General features: G+C 70.7%; 26 protein-coding genes and 1 other RNA gene. 16 read left to right on the top strand and 11 right to left on the bottom strand.

The window, feature by feature from the left end:
• Positions 1–48 precede the first annotated feature (48 nt).
• Positions 49–1,158 (top strand): [LysW]-lysine hydrolase, encoded by a 1,110-nt coding sequence (locus F3H10_RS09765; RefSeq protein WP_149784628.1) that lies wholly within the window; start codon positions 49–51, stop codon positions 1,156–1,158.
• Between the two features lie 119 nt (positions 1,159–1,277).
• Positions 1,278–2,192, top strand: a complete 915-nt coding sequence (gene argF, locus F3H10_RS09760; protein ID WP_149784584.1) for an ornithine carbamoyltransferase — start codon at positions 1,278–1,280, stop codon at positions 2,190–2,192.
• Between the two features lie 207 nt (positions 2,193–2,399).
• On the opposite strand, the gene F3H10_RS09755 is transcribed toward argF, so the two are convergent.
• Positions 2,400–2,798, bottom strand: coding sequence for a rhodanese-like domain-containing protein (locus F3H10_RS09755; RefSeq protein WP_149784583.1), 399 nt, complete (start codon positions 2,796–2,798; stop codon positions 2,400–2,402).
• Positions 2,795–3,325, bottom strand: coding sequence for an NADPH-dependent FMN reductase (locus F3H10_RS09750; RefSeq protein ID WP_149784582.1), 531 nt, complete (start codon positions 3,323–3,325; stop codon positions 2,795–2,797). Before F3H10_RS09750 ends, F3H10_RS09755 begins: the two co-directional genes overlap by 4 nt.
• A 796-nt stretch (positions 3,326–4,121) precedes the next feature.
• On the opposite strand from F3H10_RS09750, the gene F3H10_RS09745 reads away from it, so the two are divergent.
• Complete coding sequence (locus F3H10_RS09745; RefSeq protein ID WP_149784627.1) at positions 4,122–5,501, top strand: phosphoglucomutase/phosphomannomutase family protein; 1,380 nt, start codon at positions 4,122–4,124, stop codon at positions 5,499–5,501.
• Positions 5,502–5,573: 72 nt separating this feature from the next.
• On the top strand, positions 5,574–6,317 hold the full coding sequence (locus F3H10_RS09740; RefSeq protein ID WP_149784581.1) for a DNA polymerase sliding clamp: 744 nt from the start codon (positions 5,574–5,576) through the stop codon (positions 6,315–6,317).
• A 48-nt stretch (positions 6,318–6,365) separates the two neighbouring features.
• Here F3H10_RS09740 and F3H10_RS09735 read toward each other — a convergent pair whose 3' ends face one another.
• The 3 genes from F3H10_RS09735 to F3H10_RS09725 are packed head-to-tail and all read right to left on the bottom strand — an operon-like array spanning position 6,366 to position 10,239.
• On the bottom strand, positions 6,366–8,156 hold the full coding sequence (locus F3H10_RS09735; protein ID WP_149784580.1) for a histidine kinase N-terminal 7TM domain-containing protein: 1,791 nt from the start codon (positions 8,154–8,156) through the stop codon (positions 6,366–6,368).
• A 42-nt stretch (positions 8,157–8,198) separates the two neighbouring features.
• A complete protein-coding gene (locus tag F3H10_RS09730) occupies positions 8,199–9,599 on the bottom strand; it encodes an MFS transporter (protein ID WP_149784579.1) in 1,401 nt (466 codons plus the stop codon).
• Between the two features lie 46 nt (positions 9,600–9,645).
• Positions 9,646–10,239, bottom strand: coding sequence for a DUF7474 family protein (locus F3H10_RS09725; RefSeq protein ID WP_149784578.1), 594 nt, complete (start codon positions 10,237–10,239; stop codon positions 9,646–9,648).
• Between the two features lie 153 nt (positions 10,240–10,392).
• Here F3H10_RS09725 and mdh point away from each other — a divergent pair, with 153 nt between their 5' ends.
• The 4 genes from mdh (at position 10,393) to F3H10_RS09710 (ending at position 12,536) form a co-directional block, all read left to right on the top strand.
• Positions 10,393–11,307 carry a malate dehydrogenase gene (gene mdh, locus F3H10_RS09720; protein WP_149784577.1) on the top strand — a complete coding sequence of 305 codons (915 nt, stop codon included), beginning with the start codon at positions 10,393–10,395 and terminating at the stop codon, positions 11,305–11,307.
• A gap of 160 nt (positions 11,308–11,467) precedes the next feature.
• A complete protein-coding gene (locus F3H10_RS16095; protein ID WP_188127917.1) occupies positions 11,468–11,629 on the top strand; it encodes a hypothetical protein in 162 nt (53 codons plus the stop codon).
• A 103-nt stretch (positions 11,630–11,732) separates the two neighbouring features.
• Positions 11,733–12,131: a DUF5790 family protein gene (locus tag F3H10_RS09715; protein ID WP_149784576.1), complete on the top strand. Its 399-nt coding sequence runs from the start codon at positions 11,733–11,735 to the stop codon at positions 12,129–12,131.
• A 120-nt stretch (positions 12,132–12,251) separates the two neighbouring features.
• Entirely contained in the window at positions 12,252–12,536 is a 285-nt protein-coding gene (locus tag F3H10_RS09710; RefSeq protein WP_149784575.1) for a hypothetical protein, read from the top strand.
• Between the two features lie 5 nt (positions 12,537–12,541).
• Here the strand turns inward: F3H10_RS09710 and F3H10_RS09705 are convergent, their stop codons facing one another.
• The gene (locus tag F3H10_RS09705) at positions 12,542–13,318 is read right to left on the bottom strand and encodes a creatininase family protein (protein WP_149784574.1); all 777 of its coding nucleotides are present in this window, start codon (positions 13,316–13,318) and stop codon (positions 12,542–12,544) included.
• A gap of 127 nt (positions 13,319–13,445) precedes the next feature.
• On the opposite strand from F3H10_RS09705, the gene F3H10_RS09700 reads away from it, so the two are divergent.
• Positions 13,446–13,763, top strand: a complete 318-nt coding sequence (locus F3H10_RS09700) for a DUF5789 family protein (RefSeq protein ID WP_188127916.1) — start codon at positions 13,446–13,448, stop codon at positions 13,761–13,763.
• A gap of 62 nt (positions 13,764–13,825) precedes the next feature.
• Here the strand turns inward: F3H10_RS09700 and F3H10_RS09695 are convergent, their stop codons facing one another.
• Complete coding sequence (locus tag F3H10_RS09695) at positions 13,826–15,772, bottom strand: ABC transporter ATP-binding protein (RefSeq protein WP_149784573.1); 1,947 nt, start codon at positions 15,770–15,772, stop codon at positions 13,826–13,828.
• Between the two features lie 176 nt (positions 15,773–15,948).
• On the opposite strand from F3H10_RS09695, the gene F3H10_RS09690 reads away from it, so the two are divergent.
• The 3 genes from F3H10_RS09690 (at position 15,949) to F3H10_RS09680 (ending at position 18,030) form a co-directional block, all read left to right on the top strand.
• Entirely contained in the window at positions 15,949–16,401 is a 453-nt protein-coding gene (locus F3H10_RS09690) for a hypothetical protein (protein ID WP_149784572.1), read from the top strand.
• A 71-nt stretch (positions 16,402–16,472) separates the two neighbouring features.
• On the top strand, positions 16,473–17,018 hold the full coding sequence (locus tag F3H10_RS09685) for an NUDIX hydrolase (RefSeq protein WP_149784571.1): 546 nt from the start codon (positions 16,473–16,475) through the stop codon (positions 17,016–17,018).
• 82 nt (positions 17,019–17,100) lie between these two features.
• The gene (locus F3H10_RS09680) at positions 17,101–18,030 is read left to right on the top strand and encodes a CPBP family intramembrane glutamic endopeptidase (RefSeq protein WP_149784570.1); all 930 of its coding nucleotides are present in this window, start codon (positions 17,101–17,103) and stop codon (positions 18,028–18,030) included.
• 53 nt (positions 18,031–18,083) lie between these two features.
• Here F3H10_RS09680 and F3H10_RS09675 read toward each other — a convergent pair whose 3' ends face one another.
• Positions 18,084–19,286 carry a TIGR04347 family pseudo-SAM/SPASM protein gene (locus tag F3H10_RS09675; protein WP_149784569.1) on the bottom strand — a complete coding sequence of 401 codons (1,203 nt, stop codon included), beginning with the start codon at positions 19,284–19,286 and terminating at the stop codon, positions 18,084–18,086.
• On the bottom strand, positions 19,283–19,633 hold the full coding sequence (locus F3H10_RS09670) for an Htur_1727 family rSAM-partnered candidate RiPP (protein ID WP_149784568.1): 351 nt from the start codon (positions 19,631–19,633) through the stop codon (positions 19,283–19,285). The genes F3H10_RS09675 and F3H10_RS09670 overlap by 4 nt, the downstream gene beginning before the upstream one ends.
• Positions 19,634–19,756: 123 nt before the next feature.
• Between F3H10_RS09670 and F3H10_RS09665 the strand changes: the two genes are divergently transcribed.
• From F3H10_RS09665 to F3H10_RS09655, 3 genes are all read left to right on the top strand, one after another.
• On the top strand, positions 19,757–20,827 hold the full coding sequence (locus F3H10_RS09665; RefSeq protein ID WP_149784567.1) for a radical SAM protein: 1,071 nt from the start codon (positions 19,757–19,759) through the stop codon (positions 20,825–20,827).
• A 60-nt stretch (positions 20,828–20,887) separates the two neighbouring features.
• An RNA gene (gene rnpB / locus F3H10_RS09660) (RNase P RNA component) lies at positions 20,888–21,289 on the top strand.
• A 196-nt stretch (positions 21,290–21,485) separates the two neighbouring features.
• Entirely contained in the window at positions 21,486–22,088 is a 603-nt protein-coding gene (locus F3H10_RS09655) for a TIGR00296 family protein (protein WP_149784566.1), read from the top strand.
• 120 nt (positions 22,089–22,208) lie between these two features.
• On the opposite strand, the gene F3H10_RS09650 is transcribed toward F3H10_RS09655, so the two are convergent.
• Together F3H10_RS09650 and F3H10_RS09645 are read right to left on the bottom strand one after the other, a co-directional pair.
• Positions 22,209–23,369, bottom strand: a complete 1,161-nt coding sequence (locus tag F3H10_RS09650; protein ID WP_149784565.1) for a nicotinate phosphoribosyltransferase — start codon at positions 23,367–23,369, stop codon at positions 22,209–22,211.
• 113 nt (positions 23,370–23,482) lie between these two features.
• Positions 23,483–25,231, bottom strand: a complete 1,749-nt coding sequence (locus tag F3H10_RS09645) for an Hvo_1808 family surface protein (RefSeq protein ID WP_149784564.1) — start codon at positions 25,229–25,231, stop codon at positions 23,483–23,485.
• A gap of 130 nt (positions 25,232–25,361) precedes the next feature.
• On the opposite strand from F3H10_RS09645, the gene F3H10_RS09640 reads away from it, so the two are divergent.
• On the top strand, positions 25,362–25,940 hold the full coding sequence (locus tag F3H10_RS09640) for a cysteine hydrolase family protein (protein WP_149784563.1): 579 nt from the start codon (positions 25,362–25,364) through the stop codon (positions 25,938–25,940).
• Positions 25,941–26,005 lie beyond the last annotated feature (65 nt).

The following is a 26,005-nucleotide window of genomic DNA, read 5'->3' as shown; positions in this document are numbered from 1 at the left end:
GCGGTCAACGACGCCGACGCTGCCGACGACGCCGACGCCGGCACCGACGTGGTCGCCGGCGGGGGCTACCCCGAGGCCTGCGACACGCCGGCCCGCAAGCTGCTGTACGACCTGGTCTCGATCCCCTCGCCGTCCGGCGAGGAGGCGGCGGCCGCCGAGCGGCTCGTCGACTTCTTCGAGGCCAACGGCCGCGAGGCGTGGATCGACGAGGTCGGGAACGTCCGCGCGCCCGCGGACGACGCGGTCCTCCTGACCTCGCACGTCGACACCGTCCCCGGCGACATCCCCGTCGAGGTGCGTCCCGCTCCCGAGGACGTGGACGACCTCGGCGGGACCGACGTCCGGGTCGGCGAGCCGGGCGAGCCCGTGTTGTGGGGCCGCGGCGCGGTCGACGCGACCGGCCCGCTCGTCTCGATGGCGGTCGCCGCCGTCGAGACCGGCGTCTCCTTCGTCGGGGTCGTCGGCGAGGAGACGGACTCGCGGGGCGCGCGCCACCTCGTCGCCGACCGCGACGCGCCCGAGGCGGTGGTGAACGGCGAGCCGTCCGGCTGGGACGGCGTCACCCTCGGCTACCGCGGATTCCTCTCCGGGACGTACGTCAACACCAGCGAGTCGGGCCACTCCTCGCGGCCGGAGCCCAACGCGATCCAGCACGCGATCGACTGGTGGCACGGCGTCGAGGAGGCGTTCACGCCGGCGGACTCGGAGACGCCCGTCTTCGAGCAGGTGACGACGAAGCCCGTCTCGATGGACGGCGGGCTGACCGACGACGGGCTCGCCGTCGAGGCCGCGATGGACGTGCAGCTCCGGGTACCTCCCGCCCGCACCGTCGACGAGGTCCACGAGCTCGCGGAGGCGGAGCTTTCGACCGGCTCGGTCCACTGGAAGGAGCCGATCCCGCCGGTGATGGAGAGCCCCCGCACGGACCTCGCGCGGGCGTTCCGCGTGGCGATCCGTGGGGCCGGCGGCGACGTTCGCCTGCTCAGAAAGACCGGCACGAGCGACATGAACCTCTACGCGGCCGAGTGGGAGTGCCCGATGGTCACCTACGGCCCCGGAAACTCCGAGCTGGACCACGCGCCCGACGAGCGGCTCCCGCTCTCGGAGCTCGACCGGGCGACGACCGTTCTTGCCGACGTCTGTCGCGACCGACGATAGGCGTCGCGGCCGCGGGCCGCGGCGCTCCCTTCTCTCCGAAGCCTCCCGTATCGACCCATCACCGAATCCGAACCATCGACGCAGATCAACCACGTCTCAGCCATCGAACTCACCCACACATGCCACTCGCTACCGACGACTTCCTCGACATCGACGACGTAACGCCGGCCGAACTGGACGCCCTGCTCGACCGCGCGGCCGCGATGAAGGCCGGCGAGACGGAGCCGCGGCTCCCCGACACGACGCTCGGGATGATATTCGAGAAGCCCTCGACGCGGACGCGGATCTCCTTCGAGACGGGAATGACGCGGCTCGGCGGCCACGCCATGTTCCTCGGGCCGGACGACCTCCAGCTCGGGCACGGCGAGCCGCTTCGGGACACCGCACGGGTGCTCGGCCGGTACGTCGACGCCGTCATGGCGCGGCTGTTCGACCACGCCGACGTCGAGACGCTCGCCGAGCACGCCGACTGCCCCGTGATCAACGGACTCACCGACGAGGCACACCCCTGTCAGACGCTCGCGGACCTCCTCACGATCCGGGAGTTCGTCGGCGAGGACGCCACCGTCGCGTGGGTCGGCGACGGCAACAACGTGGGCCAGTCGTTCGTCGTCGGCGCGGCGATGGCGGGGATCGACGTTCGAGTCGCCACGCCCGCCGAGTACGGGATGGACCCTGCGGTGTTCGAGCGCGCGGCCGCCTTCGGCGCGGAGGTGGAGCCGACGGCGGACCCCGAGGCGGTCGTCGACGGCGCGGACGTGGTCTACACCGACGTATGGGTCTCGATGGGACAGGAGGACGAGCGCGACGAGAAGGTCGCCGCCTTCGACGGGTACCAGGTGAACGCCGACCTGCTCGCCGGGACCGACGCGAAGGTGATGCACTGTCTGCCCGCCCACCGCGGCGAGGAGATCACGGACGACGTGCTCGAGTCCGACCGCGCGCTCGCGTGGGACCAGGCGGAGAACCGGATGCACGCCCAGAACGCGCTGCTCGTCGAGTTGCTCGAGAAGGGAGACGCGGGCGAGTCATAACCCGGCCCGCTCGACCCCCCCAGCACCCCGACTGCCGTCCTCGGCGTGCGCGACCCGTGAGGACGACCGACGGGAGTCCGAGCGGCACGCGCGCGAGGGAGCGTCCGGCCGCGCCGCCGCGATTCCGGCGGCGCGGCCGGTGCGAGGCTGGGGAGGTGAGAGGTGACGCTCCGCCGGCCGTCCATTCCCGGAGCGGCTATCCATCCGCTACCGGATCCGCCACCACAGCGACCGAATCTTGTACCCGAGCGACCCGACCCGATAGCCGTTCCACCCGCTCATCCCGCCGGCGAGCGTCCTCGCGTCGTATCCTTCCTCCTCGAGGACGTTCGTCGCCCGCTTCGCGACGATCCCCATCTTACAGACGGTGATGACCTCGCGGTCGCGCGGCACCTCGTCCAAACGCGCACGGAGCGCCGACTCGTCGCCGCCGCGGAGGTCCTCGTAGACGGGGAGGTTGTGGCTCCCGTCGATCGCCCCCGATTCGTACGCGTCCGCCGGGCGAACGTCGAGGACGAACGGTTCGTCTCCGCTCGTCCCTTCGCTTCCCTCTCCGCTCCCGCCCCCGAGACGCTCGTCCAACTCGTCCGGACGGATCCCGTTCATTCCCGCAGCCGCTCGGCGTGTTCGGTCACGATCCGGCCCAGCCGCTCCGTCCGCTTCCGGAGGTCGTCGTCGCGGAACCTCCCGTCGTCGATCTCCGAGGAGGCCCCGCGGATCCCGACCTCGTGGGGGACGACCCACGCGTGGACGTTCCGGAACGTCGACCGGAGGTGTTCGAGGGTGCCGCCGTAGGAGCCCCCGCCCGCGGTGGCGAGCAGTCCCACCGCGGTGTCCTCGTACTCGTGGGAGCCGCAGAAGTCGTGGAAGTTCTTGAACGTCGAGGAGTAGGAGCCGCGGTAGACGGGGGTGCCCGCGAGCACGCCGTCGGCCTCGCGGACCCGGCGTTTCAGGCGCTCGCTGTCGCCCTGGTCGTCCTCGTCGGGGTGATACAGCGGGAGGTCGACCGCGCCCAGATCGATCAGGTCGGTCTCCGCGCCGGCGTCGGCCGCGGCCTCGAGCGCCACGCGGAGGGCGGCCTTCGTGGTGCTCGCCTCCCGACGGCTGCCGGAGATCGCGACGATCCGTGCCATACGCCGGGTTCGGACCGAGGAACCAAAAACGAGGGCGGTTCGGCGTGAGGCGTGGGCGGTTCGTGTGGTGCCTTCGATCGATATCCGGTTCTCGGTTTCATACCGACGGAACGGGGTGTCGCATGACCGTCCGCGGAGTCGTTTTCGACCGACTCGGGACGAATCGGCCGTTATATTTCGAGTGCTAGTTGTACGGTTGTCTCGATAGGGATCGGGATGAGTAGAAGAGGATCGTTGCTGGCGGGATGAACGTTATCAAAGCCCCAGGCGGCTCCGGTCGAGGGCCTCGCTGTGTTCCTCGCTCACTTCGTTCGCTGCGGTGCTTGCGTCGGCCGTCTTCCCGGAGCCGCCTGTCTCTTTGTGTCCCACCCCGCACCGCCCAGCCCCGAACCTCATACCTCCCCAGCCTCGTCGCCGGACTACGTCCGGCTGCCAGAGGCGCGGAGCGCCTCGCTGCGGCTCACTCCGTTCGCCGCGTCCCTCGCGTTCCGTCTCGTGAGCCTTCGGCTCGCTCGCGGGCGCGCCACCGCATGAATCGGTCAGTTCTTCATCTGTAGTGAACATCCGCGAGCGAAGCGAGCGGTTCACCGACGGCGAGGCGAACGCCGAGCCGTCGGCCTTTTTCCCTCCAGGTTTTTCGAGGAGCGGTTCCCGAAGCGAACGCAGTGAGCGAGGGGACTCGACGAGAAAAAGGTGGTGTACTGAGCGATTCGCCCCCCGGTTCACGTCGCCGACTCCCACGCAAGGTTCGCGAGCGACACCGGACGTTATGGTCCCGGCCGTCCAGGGTGCGGACATGGACCGGATCTCCTTCGGCACGGACGGTTGGCGGGCGACGCTCGACACTTTCACCGACGAGCGCGTGCGGATCGTGGGACAGGCGGTCGCCGACCACCTCGAGGCGGCGGGCCACGACGAGCCGGTCGCGGTGGGGTACGACGCCCGCGAGACCTCCGAGGGGTTCGCCGAGAGCCTCGCCGAGGTGCTCTCGGGGAACGGCTTCGACGTGTTGTTGCCCGAACGCGACGTGCCCACCCCCCTGATCGCCTACGGGATCGTCGCGGAGGGACTGGCGGGCGCGTGTATGGTCACCGCCTCCCACAACCCGCCCGAGTACAACGGCGTGAAGTTCATCCCCAGCGACGGGGCCCCCGCGCTGCCCGCGGTGACCGAGGACGTCGTCTCGCGGCTCGCGGAGCCCGACCTCCTTCCCGAGGACGAACGCGGCGAGGTCCGACGCCACGACTTCGTGACCCCGCACGCCGAGGCCGCCCGCGACCTCGTCGACGCCGACCTCGACGGGCTCACGGTCGCGTACGACGCGATGCACGGCAGCGGTCGCGGCGTGACGGACGCGCTCCTCGAGTCGGCCGGCGCGGAGGTGCGTCGTCTGCGCTGTGACCGGGACCCGACGTTCGGCGGGGAGTCCCCCGAACCGAGCGCGGAGCACCTCGAGGAGCTCGCGGAACTGGTGACCGACCCCGAAAACGATATCGACCTCGGCGTCGCCAACGACGGCGACTCCGACCGGGTCGCGGTTGTGACGCCCGAGCGTGGCGTGCTCGACGCCAACCTCTTCTACGCCGCCTGCTACGACCGGCTGCTGGAGACCGACTCCGGCCCGGCGGTTCGGACCGTCTCCACGACGTTCCTCGTCGACCGGATCGCGGAGGCACACGGCGAGGAGGTGTACGAGACGCCCGTCGGGTTCAAGTGGGTCGCCGAGGCGATGGGCGAACACGACGCGCTGTTCGGCGGCGAGGAGTCCGGCGGCTTCTCCGTGCGCGGGCACGTCCGCGAGAAGGACGGCGTGTTGATGGCGCTGCTCGCCGCCGACGCGACCGAGGCGGAGCCGTTCGACGACCGCGTCGACCGCCTGCTCGACGAACACGGCCACATCGCCGCCGGGAAGGTGTCGATCGACTGCCCCGACGACCGCAAGGAGGCGGTCCTCGCCGAGTTGGAGGGTCACATCCCCAAGTCGGTCGACGGCCACGCGGTCGCGGAGGTCGTCACGCTCGACGGGTTCAAGCTCCTCTTGGAGAACGGCTCCTGGCTCCTCGTCCGCCCCTCGGGGACCGAGCCGAAGCTGCGCGTCTACGCCGAGGCGGACTCGGACGACCGGGTCGAGGCGCTGCTGGCGGCGGGCCGCGAACTCGTCGAACCCCTCGTGTGAGCCGGCTGCGAGCGACGCGGAGGCGCTCGGATTGGGTGCCTTTTTAGGGGATACCACCCTAGTCGCTCGTATATGTTCAAGGCCATCGTGAGCGCGTCGACGCTGCAGGACGCGCTCGATTCGGTGAGCGTGCTGGTCGACGAGTGTAAGATCCGCCTGAACGAGGAGGCGCTCTCGATCCGCGCGGTCGATCCCGCGAACGTCGGCATGGTCGATCTCACCCTCGAGGCCGCCGCGTTCGAGTCCTACGAGGCCGACGGCGGCGTCATCGGCGTCAACCTCGCCCGCCTCGAGGACATCGCCGGTATGGCCAACTCCGGAGACCTGATCCACCTCGAACTCGACGAGGAGACCCGCAAGCTCCACATCGAGACGGACGGGCTCTCGTACACGCTCGCGCTCATCGACCCGGACTCGATCCGCCAGGAGCCCGACATTCCCGACCTGGACCTCCCCGCGGAGATCGTCGTCGAGGGTGCACAGCTCGACCGCGGCGTGAAGGCCGCCGACATGGTCTCCGACCACATCCGGCTGCGCGTCGACGAGACCGCGGAGACGTTCCTCATCGAGGCGGAAGGCGACACCGACGACGTCGACTTGGAGCTCGCCCGCGAGGACCTCATCGCGCTCACCGCCGGCTCCGCGGACTCGCTTTTCAGCCTCGATTACCTCAAGGACATGAACAAGGCGATCCCCGGCGACGCCGAGGTCACCGTCGAGCTCGGCGAGGAGTTCCCCGTCAAGCTCCACTACGGCTTCGGCGAGGGGTTGGGCCACGTGACGTATATGCTCGCGCCACGTATCCAGAGCGACTGAGAAGCGGGGAAACGGCCCTTTCGGGCTCGTTCGAACACGATCGGCGCATCACTCCTCGTCCGCGACCGGGACCGACGCCGTCACCCGCGTTCCGCGCGGGTCGCGGTCGGCGTACTCCACGTCGGCTCCCAGCGCGCCGGCGGCCCACTCGACGACCCACAGTCCGAGCCCGGAGCCGTGCTCGAGCGCGGTCTCCCGGCCCGACTCGACCGCCTTCACCTCGTGGTCGGGGATCCCCGGTCCGTCGTCCTCGACGACGAGGACGAGGCGGTTCCGACCGCCGTCGTTCTCGCCGCCCTCCGCGCTCTCGCGCCGAAGCGTCACCCGGACCCACGGCCCGCCGTCCTCGCGTTCCGTCCCCTCGCCGTCGTGGTGTTCGATCGCGTTCTCCACGCTGTTCTCGAGTATCGCCCGGAGCGCGTCGGCTCTGAGACGGACGGTACCGATCTCGGCCCCGGGTCCGCCCCCCGTTTCCGTGCCGATCACGAGTTCGACCGTCGCGCTCGGCGTTCGATCGCGGGCGGCGGCCACGATCGACTCGGCCGTCTCGTCGACGTCGACCGCGGTCGGGTCGGCGTCGTCGAGCAGCGACTCGACGGTTCCGGCCTTCTCGCCGAGCGCGGCCAGCGCGCCGGAGCGTCGCTCGATAGCGTCCGCCATCCGCACGAGTTCGGGGTCCTCGAGCCGCTCGACGAGCAGTTCGCCGTACCCGTTGACGACGCCGGCGTCGTTGCGGAGGTTGTGGCGGAGCACCCGGTTGAGCACCTCCAGCTGTTGCCGGCGGCGCTCGCGTTCGGTGACGTCCGAGAGGACGACGGTGTACCCCACGTGGGTTCCGTTCGGATCGGTCAGCTTCGAGGTCGACACCGCGTAGGTTCGTCGCCGCCCCCGCGTCTCGACCGCCACTTCGGCGTCCGCGTCGTCGGTCTCGTCGCCCTCGTCGTTCTCGCCGCCGATCGGCACGTCGAGGAACGCGTCGAGCGGCCGGTCGCGGGCGGTCGCGGCCTCGACCCCGAGGAGCGTCTCGGCGGCCGGGTTGAGCCGGACGATCCGTCGGTCGAGCGAGAGCGCGATCACGGGGTCGGTCAGGTCGTCGATCGCCGTGCGCTCGGCGGCGCGGCTGGTCGTCGGGTGTCGATCGAACATCTCGGCGCGGTCGAACGCGTACGCGTCGAGCAGCACGTGCGGGACGAACATGAGCGGCGCGAGCTGGAGCTGCGGGACTGGACCGATCTCGAGCGTCCACGCGACCAGGGCGAATCCGGGCGGAAGCGAGCTCAACGCGACCGCGGCGCTCTCGCGGCGATAGAGCGGGCCGTAACTGAGAAGCGTGTCGACGAGCAGGAACACCGCGCTCGCGACGAGCACCGTCTCGACGGCGACGACGAGGTACGCCCACGGGCCGAAGGCGTACGAGACGGTCGACACGCCGAAGACGGGGTCGACCCCGAACCCCGTCCAGAACGCGCCGTGGACCGGGTTGGTGGCAAGCACGAGCGTCGAGAGGAGGCCGAAGCCGACGGCGGCAACGAAGAGGCGACTCCGAAGCACGTCGCTCCGTCCCGTGTACGCGAGCGCGAAGCCGAGGAACGCGACGCCGGTCCAGACGATCCCGAGCCAGGTCGTCGCCTCCAGGAGGATTCGGATCGCGAGGTCGTCGACGAGCAGCCCGACCCCGTAGGAGAGACACCACGTCGCCTGCGCGGCGAACACCCCGAGGAACCAATGGACGCCGGGCCGGCCGCGGTGGCGGCGGATCGCCCACGCCAGCCCGAGCGCGCCGACCCCGCCGGCGATCGACCCGACGGCGGGCCACGCGGGGACGACGTCGGGGAGCATGTGTCGGCTACGACGACGACGGTCGGCGTAAAACTGTCGCGGTCACTCGGTCCGAACGCCGCCTGACCGCCGCCCGAACGCGACGGCGACCGGGACGAGGAGCACGGCGCCGACGAGGAACGGCGAGGCGACGGCGACCGTGTACAACACCGCCATCAGCGGCGGGCCGACGGTCCGGCCGAGGCTCGACGCGCCCTGCGTGACGCCGAAAGCGGCCCCCTGTTCGGCGTCGCCGGCGGACGCCGAGACGAGCGTCGCCAGCGAGACGTTGACGAGGGCGTTCCCCAACGAGAGCGCCGCGAGCGCGACGAGGAGGAGCACGAGCGGGAGCGTGAGCCACGCCGGGCCGCCGACGGCGACGCCGCCGGCGACGCGGTCGACGACCCCGGTCGTCGGGATCGCGACGAGCGCCCCGCCGAGGACCACGGAGCCGGCGGCGACGAGCGTTCGGGAGGGGACGACCCGCGAGAGCCGTCCGACGAGCACGCCTTGGTTCACCGCGCCGAGGACGCCCACGTAGGTGAGCAGGAACGCGGCGGCGGTCGCGTCGTAGCCGAACGCGTCGGCGACGTACGGAATGAACATCACCTGTACGCCCGCGAACGCGACGGCGACGAGGAAGTACGCGACCGTGAGCGGCCGGAGGGTGACGGAGTCGAGCGCCTCCCGGAACTGTCCGATCGCGGTCGTCCGGGCGGCCGATCCGCCGGAGCGGTCGCGGTCCGGCTCCTCGAGGAAGAGACCGCCCATGCCGACCGCGAGGAAGCTCATCCCGGCGGCGGCGAAGCTCGGCAGCGAGTACGGCGTCGCCGGGACGAACGACGGGAGGAGCGCGTCGGCGCGGGCGACCACGGGGTCGGCGGCGAGCAGCCCGCCGATGGCCGGCCCGAAGACGAACCCGAGCGCGAACGAGGCGCCGACGAGCCCGAGCGCGCCCGCTCGCCGGTCCCGCGGGGTGATGTCGGCGACGTACGCCTGCGCGGCGGCGATGTTGCCCCCCATCGCTCCCGCGAGGGTCCGGGAGGCGAAGAGCGTCGCGAGCGCGGCGGTCGTTCCGAAGCGCGCGCCGGACTCCCCGGCGTAGCCGAACGTCACCCACGCGACCCCGGCGGTCGCGAGCGACGCGAGCAGAACGGGTCTCCGACCGATCCGATCGGAGAGCCGTCCGAGCGTGGGCGCGGCGAGGAACTGTGCGAGCGAGTACGACGCCGCGAGCAGCCCGATGAAGGCGTCGCTGACGCCGAACGACCGCACGTAGAAGGGAAGGATCGGGATCACGATCCCGAAGCCGACGAGGTCGATGAACACGACGCCGATCACCACGGCGAGCGCGCGGCGGGGATTCGAGACGGCCGGAGGCCTCGAGGAACTCCCCTCCGACGAGGACGCCGCGACCTCGTCCGCGCCGTCGATCGACGCCGCTCCCGCTTCCGGGTGTGTCACGGTCGTGAAACGTCCCGACGGGGCTTAAACGGGGCGGCGTCGACGGTCAGCCGTGTCGCTCGATGACCCGCTTCGCCGCCTGTCCCTTCTCCTTCCAGCCGTATCCGGCGTCGTACACGTGGCGTTTCGACTCGACGAGCTCCTCGGGCGAGGACTCCTCGAAGCCGCCGCGGTCCCACGCGCCGGAGGTCCGGAGCCACTCCACGACGTTCTCCTTCGTCTCCGGCCAGGAGAGCCCCACCATCTCGTACCACGCGACCATCGCGAAGACGGCGTTGTCGTGACAGCCGGGGACGGAGCCGCGCTCGTAGACGGTTCGCATCGGCTCGCGGGTCGGCTCCGAGACGAGCTCCTTGAACTCCGCGGCGGTGAGCAGTCTGAGGTCGTCGTCGTCGCGGATGACCCGCTGCTCGCGTTCGAGCGCGCCCAGCGCGGCCTTGTGGAGCCCGCCCCACTCGCCGGGGACCGCCTCCCGGAGCGCCGGCTCGGGGAGCCCGTCGGGCTCGCTCGTGAGGACCGACAGCAGGTCCGTGTACGCCTTCTCGACGGTCGGCCAGCTCACGCCCTCGAACTCGCAGTCGGCGTCGTGGAGGCTGTTGGTCGTCCGGCAGCCGGGACACGGGTAGCGGAACGTCGGCACTACGAGGGAGTGTGCGGCGGCCGGAGTTATGGTTTTCGCGACGCTCGTGGGAATCGGCGGCGAAAGTCGACGGCGAAAATCGATGCCCAACCGTCGTTCCGAACCGTCGGTTCCGAAACGTTTACTCGCCGTCCGACCGCGGTATCAGGTGACATGAGTAAAGTCAGCGTGATCGGCGCGGCGGGGACGGTGGGTGCCGCGGCCGGCTACAACCTCGCACTGCGCGACGTGGTCGACGAGCTCGTCTTCGTCGACATCCCGGACCAGCGCGAGACGACGATCGGCCAGGCGGCGGACGCGAACCACGGCGTCGCCTACGACTCGAACACGACGGTCAGACAGGGCGAGTACGCGGACACCGCGGGCTCGGACGTCGTCGTGATCACGGCGGGGATCCCCCGGAAGGAGGGACAGACCCGGATCGACCTGGCCGGCGACAACGCCCCGATCATGGAGGACATCGGCTCGTCGCTCGCCGAGCACAACGACGACTTCGTCACGGTCACCACCTCGAACCCGGTCGACCTGCTCAACCGACACCTCTACGAGGCGGGCGACCGCGACCGCGGTCAGGTGGTCGGCTTCGGCGGGCGGCTCGACTCCGCGCGCTTCCGATACGTCCTCTCCGAGCGGTTCGACGCGCCCGTGAAGAACGTCGAGGCGACGATCCTCGGCGAGCACGGCGACGCGCAGGCGCCAGTCTTCTCGAAGGTACGCGTGAACGGCCGCGATCCCGAGTTCGACGCCGACGAGAGGGAGGAGATCTTAGCGGACCTCCAGGAGTCCGCGATGGACGTGATAAGCCGGAAGGGCGCGACCCAGTGGGGTCCCGCCACCGGCGTCGCGCACACGGTCGAGGCCATCCTCGACGACACCGGCGAGGTGCTCCCCTGCTCGGTCGTGCTCGACGGCGAGTACGGCTACGAGGACACCGCGCTCGGCGTCCCCGCGAAGCTCGGTTCCGACGGCGTCGAGGAGGTGATCGAGTGGGACCTCGACGAGTACGAAACCGAACTCCTCGACGAGGCCGCCGAGAAGCTCTCCGAGCAGTACGGGAAGATCGCGTAGACGACGCGGTTCCATCGGGATCCGTACCGCTCCGTTCCGTACGTACCGTTCCGTCTCGTTCCGTTTCGCTCCGTTTCGCTCCGCACCGCTCCCGACCTCGCCGATCCCGGACGGACGCCTCATAGTCGGCTTCATCTGGTCGCCGCCCCGTGGCTCGAACATGAACGAGGGAGAGGCCGACCCGCGGGCGCTCCGACTCCTGATCGCGGCGACGCCGGACGCCGAGACCGTCCTCCCGTGGCTGCGTACCCTGGCGGTCCTCGCCGGGTTCCTGACGGTCGCGATCCTCCTCGTGACGCTCGAACTCCTCGGCCGGGTCTGAGCCGCACGCGACTTCGTCGATCCCACACGGGGCCACGCTATCGCCGGATTTCACTTTCGCTTTCGGGCTCGGATATAAACCGCGTCGGCACGACGGTCCCCGCATGAGCCAGTCCACGTTCGACGACGACGACCTGTTCGGGGAGGCGGCCGCGGAGACCCGCGCGGAGGTCGAGGAACACCTCGAAGCCGCCCGCGAGGAACTGCCCGACCCCGACGACGTGTGGGTGACCGACGCCGAGAACGTGCTCGGCGCGCTCAACGGGCTCAAATCGGCTCTCGACGTCGGGGACGCGGTCGACCACGTCCGGTCGGCGAAGAAGGCGTACGTCCTCGGCGAGCGCGCCGACGCCTTCGAGGACGCCGAGGACCTCGAAGACGAGATCGCCGACCTACAGTCGCTCGTGGGCGACATCGAGTCGGCCGCCGAGGAGGTGGCCTCGCTCACCGGGACGGTCCCCGCGATCCGCGGCGCGCTCCAGGACGCCGACGACGACGAGTAGCTTCCTCGTTCTCGGCTCTCGGCGTCTTCCGATCCCTCCGCGCTCGGGTCCTCCTCGGGTCGTCTTCCCGAACGGGAACGCCCTCCGCCGTTTATGTCCCGCGCGGCCCAACCCTCCGACATGGCGGAACCAACCACGGAGGACGTTCGCGTCTGGCTGGTCGAGCGGACCTACTCCGACGACGAGCAGAACGTGGTGATCCTCACGTACGCCACGCCGGACGGCGAGCGGTACTTCCGGAAGGAGCGCGCGCTCACGTCCTTCTCGGACGTGCGGGACACCACCGCGGCCGTCGAGGCCGGCCCGGGCGAGCTCGGGGCCGTCGACGACCCGGAGCTACGGGAGCGCTACGCGGCGGAGGCGCGTCGGATGCGCGACGCCCACGACCCGGACGACCTCATCTGAGCGGGCTACCCGTCGTTTTCTGTCTCCCGGTCGACGACCGTCCGCGCCAGTTCGGCGAGCGCGTCGCCCGCGAGGTCGAGCAGCTCCCGGCCGCGCTCGGCGTCGCCCGCGGTCGGGTCGCCGACGACCCCGTTGTCGGTGAACTCGTGGGAGTCGTGCGCGAGGTTCACGCCCGAGACCCACTCGCCCCAGCGGTCGGTTCCCCCGTCGCGCGCGTCGTCGACGCGGTCCTCCCGGACGAGGTCGGGGTTCGCCGCGCGCAACAGCGCCGTCTCCAGCGGCCCCGCGTGGCCCATGTCGCCCGCGTGCTCGCCGACCGCCTCGAACCAAGTGAACGCGACGCCGTAGCCGTCGTGGGCGGGGTCACGCGAGAAGCGGCGAGCGACCTCCGCGAGCGCCTCGACGTTCCCCCCGTGGCCGTTCACGAGGACGACGCGGTCGACGCCGTGTGCCGGGAACGAGGCGGCCGCCTCCCGCACGTACGCCCGGAAGGCGTCGGGGCTCACCCACATCGTCCCGTCGAACGCGCGGTGCTCCTCGGCGACGCCGACGGGGATAGGGGGCCCGACGAGCGCCTCGCCGCGCGGGACGCCGTCGGCGACGCCCGCTCGCGGCTCCGCGTCGTACGCCGCCGCGGCCGCCTCCGCGACGGCGACCGCGTTCAGCGTGTCGGTGCCGAGCGGCGCGTGGGGGCCGTGCTGTTCGGTGCTGCCGACCGGCAGGAGCGCCACGTCGACGTCGGCGTCCCGCACGTCGGTCCAGGTCGCGTCCGCGAGTCGCATACCGTTCCTCCGGGGACCGGCCCCGTATAGTCGACGGTCGACCGTCGGCGCCGCGGGGACCGTCGGGATCGATCCTCGTCACGATTCGTCCCCCGATACTTAATCCGTCGGGCGTGGATCGGCGGGTATGTCCGACGACGAGACCACCTCGGAGGCCGTCTACGGCGTTCGGTTCGGCCCGCTGAAGCCGGCGCTCCGCGAACACGTCTACCCGGTGACGAAAGAGGAGTTGATAGAGCAGTACGGCGGCTTCGAACTCGAACACGCCGGCGGAACGGACCGACTGGAGGAGGTGTTGCGCCGGACCGAGGTGGCGACGTTCCGCGAACCGCGCCAGGTCCGCGACGTGATCCTCGCGGCCGTCGGGGTCGACGGGACCGGGAACTCCGTCGACCCGGAGACGGTCGGCAGGGAGACCGGGGACTGGAGCCGACGGGCGCCGTGAGCGCGTCCGGACCGTCCGTCGCTCGTAGAGGTCGAGCCCGTTAGTCGTCGTCGCCGGCCTCGCTAATCGTCGTCGCCCTCGGCGTCCTCGAGGACTCGCGCGGTCCGCTCTTGGGCTCGGTCGATGAACTCCTGCGGCAGCTCGTCGATCTCGCCGGCCTGGACGCCCCAGAGGTGCGCGTACAGCCCCCCGTTCTCCAACAGCTCGTCGTGGGTGCCCCGCTCGACGACCTCGCCGTCCTCCAACACGAGGATGGTGTCGGCGTCCTTGATGGTCGAGAGCCGGTGGGCGATCGCGAACGTCGTCCGGTCGGCGGTAAGTCGGTCTATCGACCGCTGGATCAGCATCTCCGTCTCCGTGTCGACGTCCGAGGTGGCCTCGTCGAGGACGAGGACGTCGGGGTCCTTCAACACCGCACGGGCGATGGTGACTCGCTGGCGTTGTCCGCCGGAGAGCTTCACGCCGCGTTCGCCCACCATCGTGTCGTAGCCGTCCGGGAGGTTCTCGATGAACGCGTGTGCCTCCGCGGCCTTCGCGGCCTCGCGGACCTCCTCGTCGGTCGCCTCGAAGGCCCCGTAGGTGATGTTCTCGCGAACGGTGCCGTAGAACAGGTACGACGACTGCCCGACGTAGCCGATCGACCGGCGCAGCGACCGCAGCGTGACCTCGCCGACGTCCTGGCCGTCGATCCGGATCGACCCCTCGTCGACGTCGTACATCCGGAGCAACAGTTTGAGGACGGTCGACTTCCCGGCCCCGGTCGGTCCGACCAGCGCGAGCGTCTCGCCGCCGTCGACGGCGAAGTCGACGTCCCGGACTATCGGCTCCTCGTCGTAGCCGAAGGTGACGCCGTCGTAGACGACCTCTCCCTCCTCGACGACCAGATCCGGGGCGTCGGCGTCCTCCTCGAGCTTCGAGGGCTCGTCCATCAGCCCGAAGATCCGCTCCGAGGAGGCCCTGGCGCGCTGGTACATGTTGATGATCTGGCCGAACTGCGCCATCGGCCAGATGAACCGCTGGGTGTAGAGGATGAACACGACGAACATCCCGACGGAGAGCTCGCCGGTGAAGGGTCCCGGCGGCGCGTCCTGAAACACCCAGAGGCCGCCGACGACGAAGGTGAACACGAAGCCGATGCCCGCGAGCACCCGCAGCGCCGGGAAGAACTTGATCCGGGTCTGGATCGCGCCCCAGTTGGCGTCGAAGTAGTCCATCGAGACGTCGTCGACGCGGTCGGACTCGTACGGCTCGGTGTTCGAGGACTTGATCACCTGAATGCCGCCGAGGTTGTTCTCCAGCCGGGAGTTCATCTTCCCGACCGAGGAACGGACCTCGGCGTACTTCGGCTGGATCGTCCGGATGAAGACGTACGTGAACCCGGCGATGACCGGGACCGGCAGGAGCGCCACGAGGGCCAGCTGCCAGTTGATCCACACCAGGAGTCCGCCGATGCCGACGACCATCACGGCGAGCCGGAACAGCGAGTTCATTCCGTCGTTGAGGAACCGCTCGAGCCGGTTCACGTCGTTCGAGAGGATCGACATCATCTCGCCGGTCTGTTTGTCCGAGAAGAACTCCATGTTCAGCCGCTGCATCCGGTCGTAGGTGTCGGTCCGGACGTCGTGTTGGATGTTCTGGGCGAACGCGTTGAACCCCCAGTTACGGACCCAGTGGAACGCCGCGCCGAGCGCGAACGCTCCGGCGATGACGGCGATCGTGAACCAGAACTGCTCGGTACGGCCCGCCGGGAGCCACGCGTCCGGCAGGACCACGAGCGGGATCTGGTCGCTGAAGCGCGCGTCCTCGTAGAAGACGGCGTCGATGGCGATCCCCAGCATCAGCGGCGGGAGCAGATCGAGCAGCCGCGCGAAGACGCTGGCGAGGACCCCGACGGACGCCTGCGGGAGGTACGGGCGACCGTACTCGGCGAAGAGCCGCTTCATCGGGTTCTCGACCTCCGCGCGCTGCTCCTCGAACGGGTCGTCTTCCTCCCACTCGGCCCCACTCATATCGGTCCTATCGGGCCACGAGGCAAGTGCGTTTCCTTCGGATCGGTCCCGGCCGATACGAACCGGAGAGGATGGCCGCTATCGACGGTTTCGGCGACGAACGCGATCGGCCCGGCCGATCCGGGACGCCGGCGCGACCCCGTGGGTTTATCAGTCATGCCGGAGGAGACGCCGACGTGTCCCCATCGCTCCGAACGGTCCTCATCGGCTCGAACGAACGCGGTCCACTCCGGCGGCTCCTCCCCGCCGCGCTGTGTTTCCTCGGCGTCTTCGTCGGCTACGCCGTCGGCGTCTTCGAGATCCCCGGCGGCGTCGTGTTCCTCCCGTGGGACGCGGCGGTCGCCGGCGTCCTCGTCGCCGCCGCCCTCGCACATCGCGGCGACGGGCTGGCGGTCGCGTGGGTCGTCGTCTACGCGTCCCTCCTCGGGTACAGCGCAGACCACTATCTGCTCGGCCTCCCCGGACGGCCCCTCCTCGAACGGGTCGCCGCGCTCCTCGGGGTCGACGGCCTCGTCTACCTCGGCGTTCAGGCGCTCGTGTTGGGGACGCTGGCGTGGATCGGCGGGACGGTCGCAGCGCGCGTGGCCGCGACGGTCCGGGACCGGCGGTCGACGACGGATCGCGGGTGAGATCGGCGGTACCCGAACGCGTCGCCGGCCCGATGCCGAGGGTTTACCTCGCCGAGCGCCGAGTCGGGGACATGGACGACCTCGCGTGGGAGACGACAGACACGGAGATCGACTACCGCTGTCCGGGGTTCGACGTGCGCCGCGACGCGGTCCGGTTCCCCGACGGCAGGGACGGGGAGTACCACTACGTCGACGAGCCGCCGGCGGTGGTCGTGTTGCCGCTGACGCCCGACGGCGACGTCGTGGTCATCGACGAGTGGCGACAGGCCGTCGGCCGGACCAACCGCGGGCTACCCGCCGGGACGGTCGAGCCCGAGGACCGCGACGACCTCGAGCGGGCGGCCGCCCGCGAACTCGCCGAGGAGACCGGCTACGAGGCGGCGGAGTTCGAACGGCTCACGACGGTGGAGCCCGCCAACGGCGTGACGAACGCGGTCCACCACCACTTCCTCGCGACGGGCTGTGAGCCGACCGCCGACCGCGACCTCGACCACGACGAGTCGATCGCGGTCGAGACCGTCCCCTACGACGACCTGCTCGCGAGCGTCGTCGACGACGAACTCCGTGACGGCCGGGCGGTGACCGCCGTGACGTGGTACGAGCTGTTGTACCGATGACGACGACTCGTTCGCCGCCGCGGCGACGGCGACCCGCGACCGACGGACAAACCCTTTGCCCGGTCGCCTCCAACGGGGGACGATGACGGATCCCTCCCGCGACGATCCGGTCGACCGCGCGCCCGCCGCGGACGCGACCGACGACGACTCCGTCGCTCCCGACGACCCCGCCTCCGAGCCGGCCGTCGAGGACGACTCGACCGCAAACCCTGCCACCGACCCGTCGGCGACCGCCCCCAACGATTCGCCCGCCGTCGCGGTCGCCGTCGCGCTGGCGCTCGGGGTGCTCGGTCCGGTGTTGGCGCTCCTCGGGGGACAGGGGCTGTTCCTCGTCGACACCGCGGTCGGCGGGCTGCCGCTCGCGGTGTACGTGCTGCTCACGCTGATCGTGGGCCAGTACGTCGCGTTCGGCGGGCTCGCGGTCGGCTACCTCGCGTGGCGGGGCTTCGACCGGTCCGGGATCGTCTCGTATCTGGGCGTGCGGCGGCCGAGCCTGACCGAGATCGGGCTCGTGGTCGGCGGCTGGGTCGTGATCGTGATCACGCTTCTGGTCGTCTCCTCCGTCGTCCAACTGCTCGGCGCGGAGACGGCCTCGAACCAGAGCGCGGAGCTCGCGATACAGAACCCGACGATCATCCCGCTCTTCGTCGTCGCGATGTTCCTCGTCGTCGGCCCGTGCGAGGAGATACTCTACCGCGGAGTCGTCCAGGGGCGGCTCCGGGAGTCGCTGCCGGCGGCACCCGCCATCGCGATCGCCTCCGCGATCTTCGCGTTCATCCACGTGATGGCGCTGACGGGCGGGGTCTCGGGACGACTCACCACGGTCGCGATCCTCTTCTTCCCGAGTCTGGTCTTCGGCGCGGTCTACGAGTACACCGAGAACCTGGTGGTCCCGGCGCTGCTCCACGGGCTCCACAACGCGGTGATCTTCACCCTGCTGTACGTCACCGTAACGTACAGCGACGAACTCCAGGAGATGGCGGAGGGCGGCGCGGCGCTGCTCCCGCTCTGAGCGGACGGGCCCCGCGCGTTGGCCGGATCGAGAACCGGGACGCCGCGTCGCGGTCAGTCCGCCGCGCCCGGCGTCGCCGGCGTGATCTCCTCCTCGCGGAGGTAACACTGCGGGTCGGGCGCGAAGAGGTCGCCGGTCGTTCGCAGCGCCCGGAGCCGTGACCCGCCGCGACAGATCGAGCGGTACTGACAGTCGGAACAGCGCCCGGTGAGCCGCTCGTCGCGGTCGCGCAGCGCGGACAGGAGCGGGTCCGACTCGTCCTCCCAGATCGCGGAGAAGGGGCGGTCGCGGACGTTGCCGAGCGCGTGGCCCTGCCAGAACTGCGTGAGGTGGACGTTCCCGACGGGGTCGACGTCGGCGACGCGCTCGCCGGCCGGATCGCCGCCGTTCCGCTCGAGGTACTCGCGGATCCGCTCGGCGTGTTCGACGCCCAGCTCCCGGCGGGCGTACTCGACGAGGTAGCCGGCGTCGGCGTAGTTGCCCACGAGCAGCGTCTCGATCTCCTCGCCGCGGTCGTGGTACTCGCGGGTGAGGTCACAGAGCGTCCGGACCGCCTCCCGCTTCCGCTCGGGCGTGAGGTCGACGTCGACGATGTCGGCCCCGCGGCCGCCGTAATCCAGGTGGTAGAAGCAGAACCGGTCGACGCCGACGTCGGTGAGCAGGTCGATCACGCCCTCGAGATCGGGCGCGTTCGCCTCGGTGATCGTGTACCGGAGCCCGGTCTTCAACCCGACGTCGAGACACGCCTCGATGCCGCGGACCGCCGCGTCGAACGCCCCCTCGCGCCCCCGGAACGCGTCGTTGCGCTCGGCGAGCCCGTCGACGGAGACGCCGGCGTACCGAAGCCCGGCCTCCTTCAACTCGGCGGCGGCCTCCCGCGTCAGGAGCGTCCCGTTCGTCGAGAGCACCGGCCGGATCCCGCGGTCCGCCGCGTACGCGACGAGCTCCGTGAGGTCCTCGCGGATCAGCGGCTCGCCGCCGGAGAAGAGCACGACCGGGACGCCGTAGTCGGCGAGCTGACCGAGGAGCCCCTTCGCCTCCGCGGTGGAGAGCTCGCCGGGCGCGCCGTCGGAGTCCGCGCCCGCGTAGCAGTGGTCACAGTAGAGGTTACACCGCTTCGTTGCGTTCCAGACGACGACCGGGCGACGCTGTTTCCGCTCCGTGATCTGCGGCTCGGCCGATCCGTCGGCGGCGTCGTATCGGAGCCCGTCGCTCTCGGCGTCGAGCCCGCACAGCAGCTTGCTGATCGAGATCATCGACGGTCCTCTCCCCCTCGGACCCTCGGGGTCCCCTCCGTCTCCTCGTGGACGCGCGGTTCGCCACCGGAACGAGCGTTCTCGGCGTCACCCTCCTCGTCCTCGGTCTCCGCGAGCGAGTACGTCGAAAACCGGTGGGTCTCGTCCGCCGGACAGAGCCAGACGTCGCGGGCGTACCACGCGAACAGCCGGCTCGCCTCCTCGTGGGCGACCGCCGGGGACGGGGCCGCGACGGTCCCGACGCGTCGCATCGGGTCCGACTTCGACTCGCGAACGAACACCTCCCAGCGTCGTTCCCGGGTCCGACGGGGCGTCTCCTCGACGCTGCGCTGCGCTTTCTCGACCATGCGGGCCGTAGCCACGACGGGGACATATCGGTTCGAGCGCGCTGTCAGGGGATGGGAACGCGCCGCGAACACGTTCGCTCGATCGCTGAACGGGGAGGGGCTCGTAGCCGCCGAGAGACGACCATGTTCGACGACCTCGACACCGACCGGCGTCCGCTGGTGCTCGTGTGGGAAGTCACGCAGGCGTGTGAACTCGCCTGTCGGCACTGTCGGGCCGACGCGAAGCCGGCCCGTCACCCCGACGAGCTCACCACGGCGGAGGGGAAGCGCCTGCTTCGCGAGGCGGCCGAGTTCGGCGACGGACAGCTGGTCGTGCTCTCGGGCGGCGACCCGCTCGCCCGCGAGGACCTCCTCGAACTGGTGGAGTACGGGGCCGAGCGGGGAAACCGAATGACGATCACCCCGAGCGGCACCCGCTCGCTCACGCCCGAGCGGGTCCGGGGTCTGGCGGACGCCGGCGTGCGACGGATGGCGCTCAGCCTCGACGGCGCGACCCGCGAGAGCCACGACGCGTTCCGCGGCGAGGCGAGCTTCGCGGACACCCTCACGGCGGCGGAGGCGGCCCGCGACGCCGGCCTGCCGCTTCAGATCAACACGACGGTCTGTGCGGAGACGGTCGAGGAGCTCCCGACGATCCGCGACCGCGTCCGCGACCTCGGAGCCGTCCTCTGGTCCGTCTTCTTCCTCGTCCCCGTCGGCCGCGGGCGGGTCCTCGACCCCGTCTCCCCGGAGCGCGCGGAGGCGGTGATGGAGTGGCTCCACGAGGTCGACGCGGCGGAGCCGTTCGGCGTGAAGACCACGGAGGCGCCGTTCTACCGGCGCGTGGGGCTTCAGGGGGACCGGACGGGGTCGGCGCGCCGCGGCGGGATCACGGCCGGTCGCGGGTTCGCGTTCGTGAGCCACGTCGGCGAGGTGTACCCGTCGGGGTTCCTCCCGGAGTCGGCCGGGAACGTCCGCGAGGAGTCCGTGGTCGACGTCTACCGCGACGCCGACCGCTTCGAGGCGCTCCGCGATCCGGACCGGCTGACCGGCAAGTGTGGCGCCTGCGAGTTCCGTAACGTCTGCGGCGGGAGCCGGTCGCGGGCGTACGCGCACACCGGCGACCCGCTCGCGAGCGACCCGCTCTGTCCGTACGTTCCCGAGGGATACGACGGGCCGCTTCCGGGGAGCGTCGAGCGCTCGGGCCGGGCGTGACGGGGGCGAGCGCCGTCCCGACCGAATCGCTTATTCCGAGCGCGGGGATAGAAGCGAGCGGACAGAGGGAGCCCGACTCCCGTGCCTTTAGCATGAGGAAAGTCCCCCCACCGGCCGGACGGGCGACCGGGCACACGCCCGGAGTCGGAGACGGCTGGCTCTGGAACAGCAACGACACCCCCCGCCCCGACCCGTGATTCGCGCGGTCGCCTCGGCGGCCGCGGCGCTCGCGGGATCACCCGCGAACGCGCGAACCGACCCGCAAGGGAAGGGAGTTAACCCGATGAGGGCACGCGTGGTGCTGCCGCCCCGAGGCGGTAGCGCCACGTTATGAGACGGGCGGGAACGGATGGAACGGCGAATCCTCGCCGGTGCAAGTCCGCGCCATCAGGTAGTCCGGCCACGGCGCGGACGCTCAGCCGAATGTCGGGACGAACCGAAGGGGGCTTACTCCCCTCAGTCCGCTCACGCCCGCGAGCGACGCGACCGGCGGTCGTTCCCCGGGACGCTCGACCATCAGTAAAGAAATGCCGCATCGATGAACGCCGAAAACGACGAAAAAAGCGTCATGTGCCCTCCAGAACGCCTGAATCCGGTCGATCACGAACGTTCACCATCAAGGGAAGCGTTCAAGTCGTCAGCACCGCTAACAGTGTGTATGTCCGAGGCACAGACCGTTCGGCTGTCGTACGACGACGGGGCACGAGCGGTCGAACTCGCACGCGAGGCGGTCGAGTCGTTCGTTCGACACGGGCAACGCGAACAACCCGGAAGCATGCGCGAGGCGTTCTACGCGCGAACCGGCGCGTTCGTTCGACTGGAATCCACCCGCGGACGTGGCCGGCTGCGGGGGTGTGCCGGCGCGTGGGACGGGTCGGACCAACTCGGACACGCCATCGTCGAGGCCGCGATCAAGGCCGCCTCGGGCGACTCCTGCGGGTCCGAAGTCGAGCCGAAGGAGCTCGAGAACCTCACCGTCTCCGTCTGTATCGTCTCGAACACCGTCCTCACGAACGACCCGCTCGAGGACCTCGAGATCGGCACCCACGGCGTCGCCGTCGACGGCGGCAACACCCACGGCTGGCTCTACCCGACGGTTCCCGTCGAGAACGGCTGGTCGGGCGCCGAGTTCCTCTCGCGGGCCTGCCGCAAGGCGAAGCTCTCGCCGACCGCCTGGCAGGACGAGGACACCATGGTGACGCTCATCGAGGGACAGGTGTTCCGAGAGCGCGCGGACGGCGGCGCGGTCGAGGAACTGTAGTCGGCCCGACCTCGATCGAGACCGACGCGCAACCTCCGCTCCGCTCCTCCAGATCGCGATCAGTCGTACCCGACCCCGGATCTGACTCCGCCTCCGACCCGTACCCGACTACGACTCCGACTACCCCTCCGACCCGTACCCGACCCGTTCCGCGTCCGCGAGCGCTCGCTCCGTCGCCGCGTCGAGAGCGAACGCGTCGTCGGCGACGACCTCGCCGCCGCGGATCACGGGCTCCATGAGCGGCTCCGCGCCCGCCGGCCCGTCGCGGTCGGCGAGCCCGACCGCGTGGTCGCCCTCGGCGGTGCGGTAGACCGCCTTCGCGCCGGAGAGCTTCCCGCGTTTGGCCGCCGGCTCGTCCTCGACCGCGACGACGTCGAGCGCGAAGTCGACCGGGTCGGCGTTGGAGACGTAGCCGCCGACGCCGAAGCCGTCGACGACGTCGCGGAGCCGCCGGAGGTCGGCGGGGCCGAGCCCGCCCGAGACGTAGACCGCGACGTCGTCGTGGCCGCGCGCGCCGAGCTCCCAGTTCACCTCCCGAACGATGTGCCTGAAGTCGCCGCGGCGCGAGCCGGTGGTGTCGAGGCGCACCCCGTCGAGCCGGTCGCCGAGCGCGTCGACCGCCCGCAGGACCTCGTCGACCTCGTCGGAGTAGGTGTCACAGAGCGCGATCCGCGGAACCGACTCGTCGACCGCCTCGTCGAAGGCGCGCCACGCCGCCTCCTGTTCGCCGCGACCGAAACAGATCGAGAGCGCGTGCGGCATCGTCCCCGACGCCTCCCGGCCGATCAACTCGCCCGCGGCGACGTGCGAGAAGCCGTCGAACCCCCCCACGAGCGCCGACCGTTCCACGGCGGCCGTCATCGCGGGATGGACGTGGCGCGCGCCGAACGAGAGCACCTGCGAGTCCGGTGCGGCCACCCGGCAGTCGAGCGCGGCGGTCGCGATGGCGGAGGCGTGCGAGAGGAAGCCCAAAAGCGACGTCTCCAGCCGCGCGAACTCGAGGTACTCGCCCTCGATCCGCATCACCGGGCCGCCGTCGAACAGCCGACCCTCCGGGATCGCGTGGACGTCGACGTCGCGGCCCGAGAGCAGCGCGACCGCGTCCTTCACTCCGGCCAGCAGTTCGAACTCCCCCGTCGGGAACTGGTCCGCGGTCACCTCGGCGACGACGCGGGGGTTCCGTCCCGCGCCTTCGAGGGCGGTCGCCGTGCGGTCGAAGTAGGCGTCGGTGGCCCGCCCGCTCCGGACCGCCTCGGCGTCGACGATGTCGAACTCGCTCATGATCGGGCGTTCGGTCGGCGGGGACGAAAAGTCATCCGTGTCGTCGGCGCGGGCGGTGCCGCCGCGGGCGGTTCCGGCACGGGTGGTGCCGGCGGCGTCCGCGTCGCGATCGGCTACCGCCGCGAACGACGCGCGAGGAGCGCGGTCACGGAGAGCAGGGCGACGAGCGCGGCGACGACGCCGAGGCCCGGCACTCCCTCGTCCGTGGACCCGTCGTCGTTGCCGTCGCCGGGGTCGGCCCCGACGCTCGTGTCGCCCGTGTCGCCGTCCGACGAGCCCCCGTCCGCCGTCGGATCGTCGTCGTCCGCACCGTCCGTGGAGCTCGTCCCCTCGTTCGAGTCCACTCCGTCGTCCGAGTCCGTCCCGTCGTCCGGCGTCGTCGACGCGGGCTCCTCGAGGTCGATCCCGGGGCGGAGTTCGAGGACGCCCTCGGGCTCCGGCGCGTGGGCGATCGTCACCCTCGTGCCGTTCCGTTCGACGCCGTAGGCCCCGCGGAAGTCGCCGTCGTCGATCTCGCGGACCCCGTTAGGGCGGTGCTCCGCGCCGTGCGCGTCGAGCATCCGACGGTACGTCGACCGGAACTGCCGGGCGTCCGTCGTCGTTCGCCACTCGGTCACCCAGACGTAACCGTCCCGCCCGTCGTCGCCCGCGTCGTTGCGGTAGGGGTACAGCTCGTCGTCGACCCAGCCGGCGGTCGCGCGGTGCGCGTAGTTGTACGCCGACCGCGTCTGGAGCCGCTCGTCGGTGGCGGTGTGGATCTCGACGTTCTCGTCGATGTCACCCGTGGGTTCGAGAACGGCGTTCTCGTACTCCCAGCTCTGGTACCAGAACATCACGAACATCGACGCCTCCCCGGCGGTCTCGGAGCCGTTCACGCCCTGGCCGGCGTACGTCTCCCAGCCGCCCTCGGCGGCGTCCTCGAAGTCGATCTCGTGGGTCCCGTAGTCGGGCTCGCGGTGGATGACCTCCGCCGTCGTCGACGGCGGGTCGTTCATCGTCTCGTTGACCGCGCTCCAGCCGTCCTCCTCGACGAGCGTCTCGACGTAGAACGGTCCGTCGGAGTACGGCTGGAGGATCGTCTGGAGGATCCCGACGTTGTAGTCGGCCGCGGATCCGCCGGACCCGCTCGCGTCGGGAGCCTCGAGACAGCTCCAGTTCGTCTCACAGCGGTCGACGTACCGCTCCTCGACGTAGACCGCCTCGCCCTCGACGATCCCGTCGACCGCGAGGTCCGCGTCCTGGGTCGCGCCGACGAACCGCGGCGCGGCGAGGTCGTGGTACTGGTCCTGCATCGCGTGGGTGAGCTCGTGGATCAGCGTCGACTCGCTGACCTGGAGCTCCTCGCCCTCCGCGACCACGAGGACGATCCGGTCGTCGGCCGGCGAGTAGAACCCCGAGACCGAGCCGCCGAACACGGTGTCGATCGCCTCCGCGCTCGATTCGTCCTCGCCGACGACGAAGAGCGCCTTCCACACCTGGTCGTTCCAGCGGTTGAACCGCTCGCCGTCCGCCGTCCCCTCGCTTCCGTTGCCGGTTCCGTCCGATCGGAACTCCTCCCGCGTGACCGTCTCGACCGGCACCCCCGTCCGGAAGGGCCGCTCCCGGAGCCGCTCGACGCGCGCCATGCTCCGGTGGGTCAGCGCCTCGAGTTGGGCCTCGGTCAACCCGTCCTCCTGGTCGAACCCGAGTTCCTCCGCGTGGTAGGTCCCGTTCCAACAGCCGACCAGTTCGTTGTCGGCCTCGGTCTCGCAGTCGGCGGCGGTCTCCGCGACCGCCGCGTCCGCCGCGGCGACGCCGCCGGTCCCCGCGACGAGGAGAACGAACAGGGCGAGCGCCGTCGCGAGGGGGAGAGCCCGTCGCATACGGTCGGTTACGAGGGGGCGGGTAAGTAGTTTGTCCGTCGAACTGCGGCTCCGGCCCGAGCCGCCTCCGCGCTCGATCGCGGTTCGGACGTCGTCCGATCTTTTGTGTGAGGACGCCGAACGACCGATCATGCCGTACGATCCGGCCGACACCGCGGTGGTCGTCGTGGACATGCAAAACGGGTTCTGTCACCCCGACGGGAGCCTCTACGCCGAGCCGAGCGAGGCGGCGGTCGAGCCCGTGACCGACCTCGTCGCCCGCGCTCGCGACGCCGGTGCGCGGGTGGTCTACACCCGCGACGTCCATCCACCGGAACAGTTCGATGACACGCACTACTACGACGAGTTCGACCGATGGGGCGAACACGTCGTCGAGGGGTCGTGGGACGCCGAACTCCTCGCGGACCTCGACGTCCGCGAGGCGGACCACGTCGTCGAGAAACACACCTACGACGCCTTCTACCGGACCGATCTCGAGGGCTTTCTCGACGCGCACGGGGTCCGTGACCTCCTGATCTGCGGGACGCTCGCGAACGTCTGCGTGCTCCACACCGCCGGCAGCGCCGGGCTCCGCGACTACCGCCCGGTCGTCGTTGAGGACGCGCTCGGCTACATCACCGAGGAGCACCGCGAGTACGCGGTCGAGCACGCCGACTGGCTGTTCGGCGAGACGACCACGCTGGAGGCGGTCGGGTTCGAGTCCGCGTGAGGCCGACACGGGAACGGGACGCCGGACCCCGGACGAACCCGACGCGACGATTATCAGGCGCGTTA

Source organism: Halorubrum aquaticum (assembly GCF_900113615.1).
Taxonomy (GTDB): domain Archaea; phylum Halobacteriota; class Halobacteria; order Halobacteriales; family Haloferacaceae; genus Halorubrum; species Halorubrum aquaticum.
This window is presented reverse-complemented; position numbering and strand designations above follow the sequence as displayed.